Below are 14,298 nucleotides of genomic sequence, written 5' to 3' on the forward strand. Positions count from 1 at the left end.
TTCTGTGTCTCAAAAAACATATGAACATGTACTTGATGAAAAAAGGGAGAAAATTTCCGGCGGCGGTCAGCAGAAGTATCATGAAAAACTGAAGGAACAAAATAAATTGTTCGTCAGGGACCGGCTGAACTTGCTGTTTGATAATGGGGAATATCAGGAGGATGGCATGTTTGCCAATTGCCAGGAAGAAGGTCTGCCCGCTGATGGTGTAGTGACGGCAACCGGTAAGATCGGGGGCAGGACGGTTTGTGTCATGGCGAACGATTCTACCGTCAAAGCAGGATCATGGGGGGCCAGGACTGTTGAGAAAATTATCCGGATACAGGAAACGGCATTGAACCTGAAGGTGCCAATTCTTTATCTTGTTGATTCGGCAGGTGCCAGGATCACGGATCAACTTGAAATGTTCCCTAACCGTAGAGGAGCAGGGAAGATCTTCCATAACCAGGTGAAGATGTCAGGCATGGTTCCGCAAATTTGTCTTTTATTCGGACCTTCTGCAGCAGGAGGGGCTTACATACCTGCTTTTTGTGATATTGTCATTATGGTAGACGGTAACGCTTCCATGTACCTCGGCTCTCCGCGTATGGCGGAAAAGGTAATAGGTGAAAAGGTGACGCTTGAAGAGATGGGCGGAGCGAGAATGCACTGTTCTGTCAGCGGGGTTGGTGACATGCTGGCATACTCTGAAGAAGAGGCAATCAAGGCTGCCAAAGAGTACTTATCCTACTTCCCTTCAAATTACACGCAAAAGCCAGCCGGCGTAGAGAGTGTAAAACCTAAAGAGGGAAGGACCTTAGAGCAGATCATTCCTGAACATCAAAACGCTCCGTTTGATATGTATGAATGCATTGATTCATTAATCGATGAAGGAAGCTTCTTTGAAATGAAGAAGTTATTTGCACAGGAAATCGTAACAGGATTTGCCCGAATCGACGGAAAGCCAGTAGGGATTATTGCCAATCAGCCGAAAGTAAAGGGAGGGGTCCTGTTCGTTGACTCTGCCGATAAAGCGGCCAAATTCATTACGCTGTGTGATGCATTCTCTATTCCGTTGCTATTCCTTGCCGACGTGCCGGGCTTCATGATTGGGACCAAGGTTGAAAGAGCTGGAATCATCAGGCATGGTGCGAAACTTATAGCTGCGATGAGTTCAGCAACGGTACCGAAGATTTCTGTGATTGTCAGGAAAGCTTATGGAGCAGGTTTGTATGCGATGGCCGGCCCGGCATTTGAACCGGATGTTTGCATAGCCCTTCCTACAGCCCAAATTGCGGTCATGGGGCCAGAAGCTGCTGTTAATGCCGTGTATTCAAATAAAATACAGGCCATAGAAGATCCGAAAGAACGGATTGCCTATGTTCAGGAAAAACAGAAAGAATATAAGGAGCACATAGACATTTACAAGCTCGCTTCTGAGATGATAGTAGATGAGATCACGGGACCTAATGAACTTCGCGGCGTATTGATTGAGCGCTTTAAGCTATATGAGACAAAAGAAGTGGAGTTCAGTAAAAGAAAACACCCGGTATATCCAGTTTGACCAACCAGGGTTAACCTTCAGATGAATTTTCTGGGGTTGACCCTTTTTTGATAAGGCTCTTTCCTAATATTGTATTGCTACTTATTATTAAGTTCAGAAGATATGCCAGAATTCATAGAAATTACCTTGGTCAGCAAGAAAGAAAAGAGCTACTCATCCCTTTTCAGAGAGAAAAGCCCTTGTACCTAAGAGAAAAGTCCGGCCCTTTGTAGCTTGCCGGTAGCAACAATCTATACAAACAGCTTTTAATAAACAAGTTGCGGGCTCAGAATAGAAGGAGGAAAAGCTCCCTAATCTGTTGATGACTGTTTCCTGTCGAAGGAGGAAATGGTAGAATATTCTTAGTAATAACGAAAAAAATGGATTGAGGAGATCGTATGAAAGTAGGCATTATCGGCGGCGGCGCTATCGGTTTGCTCTTTGCTGCATACCTTGGAAAGAGTTTCGATGTCTCACTCTATGTGAGAAGACCCCAACAAAAAGACATGATTAACAAAAACGGAATCACCCTCCAACATCTCCATAGTGATGAATCTGTCATGGTAAAAGCTGTCACTGAGTATGGAGACTTGTCACCTAATGACTTAATCATCATAGCTGTGAAGCAGTATCACCTTTCTACCCTGCAAAAGACCCTAAACATTATTCCTAAGGAAACTCCTTTATTATTTTTACAGAATGGAATTGGTCATCTTAAGATGCTGGAACAACTTCCGCACAACCATATATATGTTGGAACCGTGGAGCACGGGGCGCTCAGGATTACAGAAAATGTAGTTGCCCACAAAGGGAAGGGAAAGACGAACGCAGCGGTCTATCGAGGCAGTGTGAGGAGGCTGGAAGAATTATCGGCAGCATGCACCGAGTTTCCCGTTTACATCAAAGCTGACTATCAAATGATGCTTATTGAGAAACTCGCAGTCAACGCTGTCATTAATCCCTTGACCGCTGTATTGGGAGTTCAGAATGGGCGGTTGGTTGAAAATGATAGCTTCGAATCTCTTGCCCGCTCTGTCTTTAATGAAATCCTTCTTCTGTATCCGAGACTCAGCCATGTGATTGACTTTCAGGATATAAAAACGATTGCCTGCAATACAAGGGAGAATACCTCCTCCATGCTTGCTGATCTAAAGGCAAGGAGGCAGACAGAGATTGAAGCTATTCTTGGAGCCATCATAGATGAAGCGGCCGCTAAGAATATTCCTCTATCCATCATTCCAACTCTCTATAAAATGGTTAAAGGACTTGATCAAGAAAGGAGGAAAGGATAATTGTCTTCGATTATATCAGGAGTTGCAGCAGTTCTTGTGCTTTTGCCTTTTCTGGGCTACTTTGCTGCCTTCATCGTCATGAAACAAATCAGCGGGAACCATAGAAAAGCGGTGAATACCGCAGTTGATATTACCACTTTTCTATTATTATTCTCCGTCCATTTCATTATAGTCGCCATCTGGGATAAGTCTTTTCTCTGGCTTCTCATTCTTGTTCTTTTAATAGGTACCGGCCTTCTGTCGGTTATTCACTGGAAGGTTAAAGAGGAAATTGTTTTTCGCAACATATTAAAAGGAGGTTGGAGGCTCGGCTTCCTGCTGTTCTCCACTGCCTACCTCTTCCTTTTATTTTATGGTGTTGCTGCAAGGATTGCTGGAACATTCTAAATCAATTTACTAATATATATTTCAGGCAAGTTTTTTCCTTTTATTGTTGTGGAATGCTATACTACGAACAGTAGAAGTTGGAAGAAAAGGAGTCATATCATATGGAACTGGAAAGCTTATATATTCCAGCAACAAATCGTTTTGCTTCATTATACTTACAGCAGGAACCTCCTGTAACTTCTTTTTTTCATTACAACCTTGAGGATTCCGATCTCTACGCTAAGAGAGTTGCGGATTTAAAAGGCAGGGATTTCCCCAGAGGAGCTCTGGCAAAGGTTATTGAAGGGTACATGAAACCATTTCCCTCCAGTATAGAAGTTGAGAAATCACTGAAAAAATTAAAAGAAGATGCCTCAGTAGTCATCGGGGGGCAGCAGGCAGGGTTATTAACAGGACCCCTATATACAATACATAAGGTTATTTCCATAATTAAGCTTGCCAAAGAGCAGGAAGAAAAGTTGCAATCTCCAGTGGTACCTGTCTTCTGGGTAGCCGGTGAAGACCACGACTATCTTGAAGTCAATCATGTTTTTGCTGAGCATCAAGGGAAGCTGGAAAAGGTGGGATACCCGGAGCGGGCAATGGATAAAGCGATGACCAGCGAGTTCCTCTATGACAAAGAGACCATGCGGAAATGGGTCCATCAGGTAATTCAACACTTTGGAGAGACAGAATTCACAAAGGATCTATTGAAGGATTTGGAAAACGCTGTTCAGGGAGCCGGATCGATTGTTGAATTCTTCAGCAGCATCATCATGACCCTCTTCAAGGATTACGGTCTCCTGTTGATCGATTCTGCATACCCTCCATTAAGGCAGTTGGAAAAGCCATTCTTCCTTCATTTGCTCGAAGGCAGCAGCACCTTAACGGAAAAGGTTAGGAAACAACAGAAAGACATTTCAGGTAATGGTTTCCCTCTTACCATAGAAATGAAAGAAAATGCCGCTAACTTGTTTATCAAGGTGAATGGGGAACGGATTCTCCTTGAGCGGGATGGTGATTTATTCAGAGGGAAGAATGGTGAAGTCCATTATACGCAAAGTCAGCTGGAAGAAATCCTTCATTCCGAGCCTCATAGATTCAGTAATAATGTTGTAACACGCCCATTAATGCAGGAATGGCTCTTTCCAACGCTTGCATTTATAGCGGGTCCCGGTGAGATCGCTTATTGGGGTGAACTCAAGCAAGCCTTTGAATGGGCAGGATTCAAAATGCCTCCGATCGTTCCAAGGCTGAATCTCACCATCCTGGAACGGGATATCAGCAAAAACATGGATGAGCTCGGCCTTGAACTCCATGCTGTATTGAGAAATGGAGTCGAAGAGCAGAAACAGGCGTATTGGAACTCTGTTAAAGATGTCACACTGGAAGCAGACATTGATGCGGCTGAAAAAGAACTGATGGCATCCTATGAAAAAATCCTGCCCAAGGCAGCAGGCATTGATAAGGGTCTGGATAGTATCGTTGAGAAAAACCTAGCTTTCCACAGGCAGCAATTCGATTATTTAAGATTGAAGGCGGAACAATCCTTAAAGGGCAGGCATGAAGTGAAGCTTGCTAAATTTGATAAAGTCCAGGCATCCTTAAAACCTGACGGCTCGCCACAAGAACGGTTATGGAATTTGTATTACTTCCTGAACCGGTACGGTGAGGATTTCATTAAGGAACTAATGAAGCTGCCGCTGGAATTTGACGGAAAACATAAAGTTGTAAAAATTTAAGAAAACAAAGAAGAAGGTGATGGGTGACATCGCCTTCTTTTTTTTGTTCGACTATTTATGTAAGAATTGTTGCTATTTGAATAAGGAGTTGATTTACGCTTCAGGTGCGCGACTCCGCGGGGCGGGCGGTGAGCCTCCTCGGCTGTGCCTCCGGGGTCTCACCTGTCCCGCTATTCCCGCAGGAGATCGCACACCTTCCGCTCCAATCAACCTTTCATAAACAGATCCATAACAGTTATTGTAAAGTGCAATAATCTTTTAGAAAACGGACTGTTGTTCCTAAGGTGCTGGAGAGCAACTTTTATTATTATCCCATCTTACTGAAAATGCAACCCATCCCATTCCTGTCAGTGAAGGGCTTTTTTTATAGGTTATTTTGAAAATGTTATTGCATTTAAATATGTAATTACCACTGTTGCAAATCAGTGAATTCCTACATGTTTATGAACATGTGATTAGAGCCTATATAAACTGTCTCATCCAGGATAGCAACAAGTTGTACGAAAAGACCCTTACAAAAAAGCGAAATTAACAAAAGAGGCAAGAAATGAAGCAGGATTTTCTGTAAAGAAAAAGAAATTAAATTATATGTGGAGAAAAGTGGGGGAATGTGGTACATTTGTGTTAGAAAGTGGGGGCAGTGGACATGTTCATGGGCGAATATCAACATAACATTGATAATAAAGGACGTTTAATCGTTCCATCCAAGTTCAGGGAGCATCTTGGTGATGCCTTTGTATTAACCCGTGGGCTCGATCAATGTTTATTCGGTTACCCCATGGAAGAATGGCGAGCGTTGGAAGAAAAGCTCAAAACTCTGCCACTGACCAAGAAAGACGCACGGGCATTCACGCGGTTCTTCTTTTCGGGAGCTACAGAATGCGAATTGGACAAGACCGGGCGTATCAATATCCCCTCCACACTTACAGGGTACGCAAAGTTAGATAAAGAATGTGTAGTTTTGGGAGTTTCCAATCGAATTGAGATTTGGAGCAAGGCTTTATGGGAAGACTATTTCTCACAGTCAGAGGATTCCTTTGCAGAGATCGCTGAGAATATGATTGATTTCAATATTTGATCCTCTTTGCAAAACAACAACCGGTTTGGAAATAGACTTTACTAAAACATGCAGTTCGATTGGAAAGGTGAAAAAAATGTTTGAACATACAACCGTTTTACTAAAAGAAACAGTGGATGGACTGGACATCAAAGAGGATGGCGTTTACGTTGATTGTACTCTTGGCGGTGCAGGACATAGTGAATATTTGGTTTCACAGCTGGGGGAGAAAGGTAAATTGTACTGCTTCGATCAGGACCAGACAGCTATTGACCATGCAAAAGAAAAGCTTGCCCCTTATTTGGATCGGGTAACATTCATCAGATCCAATTTCCGCTTCATTAAAGAAGAGCTGGCAGAAAGGGGAATCCATCAGGTGGACGGGGTCATGTTTGACCTTGGGGTATCTTCACCTCAGTTGGATACGCCCGAAAGAGGGTTCAGCTATCACCACGATGCTCCATTGGATATGAGAATGGATCTTGAAGGAGATCTGACCGCTCACGAAGTGGTTAACAAATGGGCCTATGAAGATCTTGTGAGGATTTTTTTCCGTTACGGTGAAGAGAAGTTTTCCAAGCAAATTGCCCGTAAAATTGAAGCAGCCAGGGAGATTAAGCCAATTGAAACAACAGGTGAATTAGTGGAGTTGATTAAAGAAGGCATTCCTGCACCTGCAAGAAGAAAGGGCGGCCACCCTGCAAAACGTGTATTCCAGGCCATTAGAATCGCTGTCAATGATGAACTGGATGCCGTGGAAGAAGCTCTTGAAAAATCTATTGAGATATTGAAACCAGGTGGAAGGATAAGTGTTATTACTTTTCACTCACTTGAAGATCGCATCACGAAATCTATATTCAGGGAAAAGGCTTCAGGACCTGATCTTCCGCCTGGACTGCCTGTGATTCCTGACGAATATAAGCCGGAATTGAATTTGGTGAACAGGAAGCCGATTCTGCCCAGTGAAGAAGAATTAGAGAGAAATAACAGAGCTCGTTCTGCTAAATTGAGAGTAGCGGAAAAAGCTTAGAATAAAACAGGAGGGAGTAGAGAGAGTGAGCAATTTAGCGAGAAAATATAGAGAGCAGACGATCCAACAGCCGCAGCGTCAGCAAGAAACAGTCCCGGTAAGAGAAGAGAGGCCGCTGATTACTCCTGGAGAAAAAATTCTTGCAGCCATCATTGGTGTGGTGTTTTGCTTCATGGCCGTTAACATAATTTCAACCCAGTCATCCATCTATAAAGCGAATCAAGAAATTCAGATTGTGCAATCACAAATCGATAAGCAAGAAAAAGCAAACAACGACTTAAAATTGCAAATCAGTGAACTGAGTACATACGAGAGAATTTTGGAGAAAGCCAAGGAACTCGGTCTTGATTTAAAAGAAAAGAATGTTAAGGTTGTGCAGAATCAATGAAAAAGAGACCGGGAATGAGAATCGGAGCAGCCATCCTTTTTGGATTTTTCGGCCTGCTCTTTTTTGTTTTAATGGTAAGGTTTGTTACTATCCAAGTGACGGGAGAAGCTGACGGTAAAGTTTTGGCGGCACAAGCAGCAAAAAAATATCTGAAAAGCGGAGTCCTGGAAGCGAGCAGAGGAACGATCTATGATCATAAGGGAGAGGTAATTGCCGAAGATACTTCCGCTTATACTCTTGTAGCCATACTGGACGAATCTGTTTCAAAAGACAGTGATGAACCCAAACATGTGGAAGACCCCCGGAAAACGGCTGAGGTATTGGCTTCACATTTAGAAGTGGATCAGAATACTCTTTATGACCGTCTTTCAAAGGGAATTGAAAAAGATTTATTTCAAGTCGAATTTGGAAGTGCAGGGAGAGGAATCTCGCACCAGTTGAAACTTCAAATTGAGAAGGAAAATCTCCCGGGCATTACGTTTATTAAAGATTCAAAGCGGTTTTATCCTAACGGGATATTTTCTTCACATCTAATAGGGTTTGCCCAAAAAGAAGACAATGAGGACAATACAACAGAAATCGTCGGCAAGATGGGGATTGAAAAAAGCCTGAATGAATACCTCTCAGGAAAAGATGGGCTGGTTAAGTATGACAGTGATAAATGGGGATATATTCTTCCTCAGACTGAACAACATGTCACGCCTCCGCAAAACGGCAGCGATGTATACTTAACCATCGACAAGAAAATTCAGACCTTCCTGGAAGAGACAATGAGCAAGGTCAATAAACAGTACAAGCCTGAGAAAATGCTGGCGATTGTAGCGGACCCAAAAACCGGAAAAATCCTGGCTATGGCCCAGAGGCCGACTTTCCATCCGGATACTAGAGAAGATCTTGTATCCTGGCAGAATGAGATTGTTGAATCTTCTTATGAGCCTGGGTCGACGTTTAAAAGTTTCTCCTTGGCTGCCGCTGTCGAAGAAGGAGTATTTGCCCCTAATGCCTACTATGAATCTGGTAAGTATTTCGTAGAAGGGAATCCGGTTCCGATCAGGGATCATAACGGTGGACAAGGATGGGGAAGCATCACCTATCTGGAAGGGGTTCAGAGGTCCTCAAACGTTGCATTTGCTAAACTGCTTGATGAAATAGGTACAGACCGGTACTTAGAGTACCTAAATAAATTCGGTTTTGGCCAATTAACAGGAATTGATCTGCCGAATGAGACACCGGGGAAAATACTTTATCACTATCCGATCGAAAAATATACGACTATATTCGGACAAGGGACAACCGTGACTCCGTTGCAAATCATTCAGGCAGAAACAGCTATTGCAAATAACGGAAACATGATGAAACCTTATGTTATTGAGAAGATAGTTGATCCTGACACGAATGAGATTATAAAGCAAACGGAACCTGAAGTTGCCGGAACTCCTATTTCGGCAGAAACAGCCAAAAAGGTGAGGGAATATCTAGCCACCACGGTAACTTCCGAAGAGGGGACAGGGCAAAGGTTTGCAATAGAGGGATATGATGTAGCGGGTAAATCAGGTACTGCACAGATACCCGACCTTGAAAATGGCGGTTATCAGTGGGGGAAAGAAAACTATCTGTTCTCCTTCCTGGGAATGGCCCCTGCGGATGACCCACAGTTGATAGTGTATGTGGCAATAAAAAAACCTGAATTGAAAATTACTGAGATTGGATCGGACCCTGTTTCCCAAGTATTCAATCCCGTGATGCTGAACAGTCTTAAATACTTAAATATTAAACCGGAAGAAAGTAAAACGTTGAAGAAAGCAGAGTTGGCTGATTTTACAGGTGAGTCTGTGGAAAAAGCAAAAAAACAACTCATAGAAGCAGGGCTTGAACCGGTAGTAATTGGAGATGGTCAAACAGTTGTTGAACAGTCAGCTTCTAAAGGGGAAGTCATGCTGCAAGGAGAAAGAGTTGTCCTGCGTACCAAAGGTAACATAACCATACCTGATATGACAGGGTGGTCGGTAAGGGATGTCCTTAAAGTCACGAAAATGGCAAACCTGGAACTGAATATGGTGGGAACAGGGTATGTAACGAAACAAAATATTAAACCCGATTCCACTATCAATGAATCTGAACCGCTCGTGGTGACTTTCCAAACTCCGGAACAGCGGATTGAGGAAGAGAAAAAAGAAAGTGAAACGGATGAAGAGGCCCCATTGAATTAATGAGGCAGATGGGGACTATGCTCATACCGTTCCGTTACTAGTTGTACAACCAAAAAATGACTTAAGAACGTCCTGTTATGTAGTACAGGACGTTTTTTATATTCAAAAGTTTCCTGTGGGATTACGAATTTATTAAAGTCAAAAAATATTTTACGGACCAAAATCCCGTGGGGAATTGAATGCCAATGGGTCGATAAACTAATTTACGGGCCAATATCCCGTTGGGAAATCGAATCTCAATGGGTCGATAAACTAATTTAGGGGTCAAAACCCCGTGGAAAATTGAACCTTCATGGGGCGATAAACCAATATACGGGCCATCATCACGTGAAATATGGAACCTCAATGGGCCAAAAAACCAATTTACGGGCCGATACATTCCGAAAAGTAATTGAGTCCCCCCTCAACAATTGGATTTGCAACGCTCACATAAATGAGCAAACAGAAAACAGCCATACGAGTCCTTCCGAATAACAACATACTTTCCAAGGGACGGGCATATAATGGAACGAGCCAAATATGGGGAGGTACTGAGTGTGAAAAGGGTATCGAATGTGACGGTGAGGAAGAGATTGGCGTTTGCTCTTGTAATGGGGATTTTAATTTTCGCTGTTATAGATGTGAGGCTGGGCTATGTTCAGTTTTTTATGGGGGACAAGCTGACGAGCTGGGCCAAGGACTCCTGGAGCAGAAACATTCCTTTCGAGCCTGAGAGAGGGAAAATATTAGATAAAAATGGGGTGGAGCTTGCCACAAATCAAAGTGCACCGACTGTCTTTGTGGTGCCCAGGCAGATAACCGATCCTGCACATACGGCAGAGAAACTTGCGGCGGCCCTTAACCTGCCGCTGGAGGATGTCTATAATTATGTGACAAAGTCTGCTTCTATGGTGAGGATTAACGAGGCAAGAAAGATATCCTATGAAAAGGCAAAAGAAGTACGAGATCTCGATCTCAAAGGTGTTTATATAGCGGAAGATTCCAAACGGTATTACCCTTTCGGCAGTTATTTATCTCATGTCCTTGGATTTGCCGGTATTGATAATCAGGGGCTTATGGGGCTGGAACTTTATTATGATAAAGAATTGAGCGGAGAAGGCGGTTCCGTGAAATTTTTTTCTGATGCAAAGGGTAAACGGATGCCTGATATGGCGGATGATTATGAAGCACCTATCGATGGTCTCGATTTGAAGCTGACGATAGACACAAAGGTTCAGACAATCATAGAAAGAGAACTTGATATCGCAGAAGCTGCATATAACCCGGATGGAATCATTGCCATAGCGATGGATCCGAATAATGGGGAAATTCTGGCGATGTCGAGCAGACCCACTTTTGACCCTGCTAACTTCAGAAATGTTCCTCAGGAAATTTACAACCGTAACCTGCCAATTTGGAGTACCTATGAGCCGGGTTCAACTTTTAAGATCATTACATTGGCGGCGGCGCTTGAGGAAAATAAAGTTGACCTGAAAAAAGAAAAGTTCCACGATTCAGGCCATGTCGAAGTTGCCGGTTCCACCCTTCACTGCTGGAAACGGGGAGGGCACGGCACGCAGACATTCCTGGAAGTTGTCCAGAATTCCTGCAACCCAGGTTTCGTTGAATTGGGCGAAAGGCTTGGCAAGGAAACGCTTTTTAAGTATATTAAAGACTTCGGATTTGGGCAGAAAACAGGAATCGACCTGCAAGGAGAAGGTAAAGGGTTGTTATTCAACCTTGATCGTGTCGGTCCGGTGGAACAGGCCACGACTGCTTTCGGACAGGGGGTTGCGGTAACACCTATCCAGCAGGTTGCAGCTGTATCGGCCGCGATAAATGGAGGTACCCTCTACCAGCCTTATGTTGCAAAGGAGCTGGTGGATCCGCAAACAGGAGAAGTCGTTATGAGGAACACTCCACAGGCAAAGCAGCAAGTGATTTCTAAAGAAACATCTGAACAAATCAGATATGCTTTGGAGAGTGTTGTCGCACAAGGAACAGGTAAAGGCGCATTTGTAGAAGGATATAGAGTCGGCGGCAAGACCGGGACGGCACAGAAGGTAAAAAACGGACGATATATGGAAAATAATCATATTGTCTCCTTCCTTGGTTTTGCACCTGCAGATAAACCGGAAATTGTCGTTTATCTGGCAGTGGATAACCCAAAAGGTACAGTTCAATTCGGGGGGGTAGTAGCTGCTCCGATTGTAGGAAACATCATTGGTGACAGCTTGCGCGCAATGGGTGTGCCTCCAAGAAAAGATCAGATTGAAAAAGAAACGACATGGCTGGACACACCTCTTTTAGAAACGCCGAATCTTGTTGGTCTTAGCCGGAAAGAACTACAGAAGCAGCTGTTCAACCTTAAGCTGGATATAAGCGGCAAAGGTGATAAAGTCGCGGCCCAGTCTCCGGAGCCAGGTGTCAAAATCAAAGAAGGCGGGACGATCCGTATCCAGATGGCAGAATGAACACCTACACTAACGGAGTCGCTGCAGTAACAGAATAACATTGCAGAGTGCCTCACCAGCAGTTGGTGTAACTATTTTCATTGTGATTGCCCTGAAGCCGAAGTGAGGACGGTCTTTTCGGCTTCAGGCAATTCTGTTATAGGACTCATTCTTTTAGGATTTTGAACATAATGTTAGAACATAAGGGTCTTCAATAACAAAAGAGTTATTCATTTATGGAGATTTTCGGTATACAGGTTCCATTCTTCGTGAACTAATCTTAAAGGTTGATAGATTTCGCCCGCGTTTTTCTGTAAAATAAAAATTGGTTGCTTTACATACATGAGGAGTTGAAATGATGAAGTTGCAAACTTTGCTGGGAGTATTGCCGTTTTACACGATTAGGGGCAAGGGTAATCCTGATATAGCAAACTTAAAAAACCATCATAAAAAAGTCCATAATGGTGATTTGTTTTTTTGTATCAAAGGAACCGAAGTGGATAGCCATACTCTAGCAAAAGAAGCAGTTCTCTCCGGTGCAGCCGCAGTTGTCTCAGAGCGGGAATTAGAACTGGATGTTCCTGTCATCATTGTAAAGGATTCCAGGAGAGCGATGGCGGTCCTTGCCGACTATTTTTACAAGCAGCCCTCTAAACGGCTTAAGCTGATTGGAGTGACGGGAACAAACGGCAAGACGACTACCACACACCTGATTGACAGGATTTTCAGCATTAATGGTGACAAAACAGGTTTAATCGGTACTTTATATGTGAAAACAGGAGATGAAGTGATAGCAAGCAAGAATACAACCCCTGACAGCCTGACTCTGCAGCAGTTGTTCAGTGAGTTCGTTGGCTCCGGTATAAATACGGCAGTTATGGAAGTGTCCTCTCATGCTTTGTATCAAGGAAGGGTCCATGGGTGTGATTTTGATATAGCGGTGTTCACCAACATCACGCAAGATCACCTGGATTACCACCGGACAATGGAGGAGTACAAAAGTGCGAAGAGTCTGCTTTTTTCCCAATTAGGCAATTCCTATGATGAGAAAAAGCAGAAGTATGCTGTTATTAATAAAGATGATCCTTCAGCCCAGTTCTTTATTCATTCCACGGCCGCGCATGTCATTACTTATGGGCTGAGCCCTGATGCTGATTTTCATGCCGAAGAAATCCAGCTCCGTCACAATGGGTCTTCCTTTATCATGGTTACCCCAATGGGCAGGATAAAGATGGATATTGGGCTGGCGGGAAGGTTTAATATATATAACGTCCTGGCAGCTGCCGCTTCTGCCGCTATCTCCAAAATCCCTTTAAAAGATATCAAGGCAGCGATCCAATCAATCAGAGGGGTCAGCGGGAGGTTTGAACAGGTGGAAGCAGGACAGGATTTTTCGGTGATTGTTGACTACGCACATACACCAGACAGCCTTGAGAATGTCTTGAAGACAATAGAGACCATCACAGATAAAAAAGTAATTGTGGTGGTGGGCTGCGGCGGGAACAGGGATAAGACTAAAAGGCCGATCATGGCTGAAATCGCCTGTTTATATGGTGATCGAGTGGTTTTCACATCTGACAATCCAAGGAATGAAGATCCAAATTCAATTATTGAGGATATGACAGCCGATTTAAATCACACAAATTATACCATCATTATTGACCGGCAGGAGGCAATTAATCATGCTGTTTCTTTGGCGGGTAAAGGTGATGTAGTCCTTATAGCTGGTAAAGGACATGAAGCGTATCAGATTATCGGGGAAACTGTAACTTCCTTTGATGACAGAGAGGCTGCCAAGGCTGCTATTAAGAGGTTGAGATGATGCTGCGCTTTGCAGATGTAAAGAGAGTGGTCTCTGCTTCAAGAGGCATAGATGATCCAGAAATACTTTTTGAGATGGTGACTTCTGAAGCGGATGAAAAGATGTCCAAAGGTCTTTTCATTGCTTTATCCGACACCGAACTCTTCCAGGCTATTGATAAAGGGGCCGTTGGAGCGCTATGGCCAAAACAGGCAGAACTGCCAACCTGGCTGCCAAATCATTTTCCTTTATTCATTGCAGACAATATAATAGAGGCTGTACTACAAATCCTGGATCATTACTACTATAAAACGAAACAAGAAGAGTGGGGAACAATGACAAATTTTATTTTTAGAGACAAAGAAAAGGGTAAACTATATAAAGTTACGACCCGGCAACAGTATTTACAAATGAGGGATCTTGCTGAAAGATCATTACGCTTGAAGGGAGGGGAATAA

At 43.4% G+C, this 14,298-nt stretch carries 11 protein-coding genes; all 11 read left to right on the forward strand.

All coding sequences use genetic code 11. The annotated features are described in order from the left end of the window. Window positions 1-4: 4 nt before the first annotated feature. The 11 genes from V1502_RS06775 (at window position 5) to V1502_RS06825 (ending at window position 14,298) form a co-directional block, all read left to right on the forward strand. Window positions 5-1,543 (forward strand): acyl-CoA carboxylase subunit beta, encoded by a 1,539-nt coding sequence (locus tag V1502_RS06775; protein WP_409253604.1) that lies wholly within the window; start codon window positions 5-7, stop codon window positions 1,541-1,543. Window positions 1,544-1,920: 377 nt separating this feature from the next. Beyond that, entirely contained in the window at window positions 1,921-2,814 is an 894-nt protein-coding gene (locus tag V1502_RS06780) for a 2-dehydropantoate 2-reductase (protein WP_409253605.1), read from the forward strand. Then, window positions 2,815-3,201: a DUF3397 domain-containing protein gene (locus tag V1502_RS06785; protein WP_409253606.1), complete on the forward strand. Its 387-nt coding sequence runs from the start codon at window positions 2,815-2,817 to the stop codon at window positions 3,199-3,201. A 101-nt stretch (window positions 3,202-3,302) separates the two neighbouring features. Then, complete coding sequence (bshC, locus tag V1502_RS06790; RefSeq protein WP_409253607.1) at window positions 3,303-4,922, forward strand: bacillithiol biosynthesis cysteine-adding enzyme BshC; 1,620 nt, start codon at window positions 3,303-3,305, stop codon at window positions 4,920-4,922. 646 nt (window positions 4,923-5,568) lie between these two features. Then, on the forward strand, window positions 5,569-6,000 hold the full coding sequence (gene mraZ / locus V1502_RS06795) for a division/cell wall cluster transcriptional repressor MraZ (protein WP_409253608.1): 432 nt from the start codon (window positions 5,569-5,571) through the stop codon (window positions 5,998-6,000). Window positions 6,001-6,076: 76 nt separating this feature from the next. Next, a complete protein-coding gene (gene rsmH / locus V1502_RS06800; protein WP_409253609.1) occupies window positions 6,077-7,009 on the forward strand; it encodes a 16S rRNA (cytosine(1402)-N(4))-methyltransferase RsmH in 933 nt (310 codons plus the stop codon). A 25-nt stretch (window positions 7,010-7,034) separates the two neighbouring features. Continuing rightward, window positions 7,035-7,397 carry a cell division protein FtsL gene (ftsL, locus tag V1502_RS06805; RefSeq protein ID WP_409253610.1) on the forward strand — a complete coding sequence of 121 codons (363 nt, stop codon included), beginning with the start codon at window positions 7,035-7,037 and terminating at the stop codon, window positions 7,395-7,397. After that, entirely contained in the window at window positions 7,394-9,607 is a 2,214-nt protein-coding gene (locus V1502_RS06810; protein ID WP_409253611.1) for a penicillin-binding protein, read from the forward strand. The genes ftsL and V1502_RS06810 overlap by 4 nt, the downstream gene beginning before the upstream one ends. A gap of 536 nt (window positions 9,608-10,143) precedes the next feature. Continuing rightward, window positions 10,144-12,060 (forward strand): stage V sporulation protein D, encoded by a 1,917-nt coding sequence (locus tag V1502_RS06815; protein WP_409253612.1) that lies wholly within the window; start codon window positions 10,144-10,146, stop codon window positions 12,058-12,060. 337 nt (window positions 12,061-12,397) lie between these two features. After that, window positions 12,398-13,861, forward strand: a complete 1,464-nt coding sequence (locus V1502_RS06820; RefSeq protein ID WP_409253613.1) for a UDP-N-acetylmuramoyl-L-alanyl-D-glutamate--2,6-diaminopimelate ligase — start codon at window positions 12,398-12,400, stop codon at window positions 13,859-13,861. Then, a complete protein-coding gene (locus tag V1502_RS06825) occupies window positions 13,861-14,298 on the forward strand; it encodes a hypothetical protein (protein WP_409253614.1) in 438 nt (145 codons plus the stop codon). The genes V1502_RS06820 and V1502_RS06825 overlap by 1 nt, the downstream gene beginning before the upstream one ends.

Origin of the sequence: Rossellomorea sedimentorum (assembly GCF_046237645.1) — a bacterium.
GTDB classification, from domain to species: domain Bacteria; phylum Bacillota; class Bacilli; order Bacillales; family Bacillaceae_B; genus Rossellomorea; species Rossellomorea sedimentorum.

Coding starts and splice junctions, on each gene's coding strand:
- bshC (WP_409253607.1), top strand. CDS start 3,303: ATGGAACTGGAAAGCTTATATATTCCAGCAACAAATCGTTTTGCTTCA.
- V1502_RS06810 (WP_409253611.1), top strand. CDS start 7,394: ATGAAAAAGAGACCGGGAATGAGAATCGGAGCAGCCATCCTTTTTGGA.
- V1502_RS06825 (WP_409253614.1), top strand. CDS start 13,861: ATGCTGCGCTTTGCAGATGTAAAGAGAGTGGTCTCTGCTTCAAGAGGC.
- V1502_RS06820 (WP_409253613.1), top strand. CDS start 12,398: ATGAAGTTGCAAACTTTGCTGGGAGTATTGCCGTTTTACACGATTAGG.
- mraZ (WP_409253608.1), top strand. CDS start 5,569: ATGTTCATGGGCGAATATCAACATAACATTGATAATAAAGGACGTTTA.
- rsmH (WP_409253609.1), top strand. CDS start 6,077: ATGTTTGAACATACAACCGTTTTACTAAAAGAAACAGTGGATGGACTG.
- V1502_RS06780 (WP_409253605.1), top strand. CDS start 1,921: ATGAAAGTAGGCATTATCGGCGGCGGCGCTATCGGTTTGCTCTTTGCT.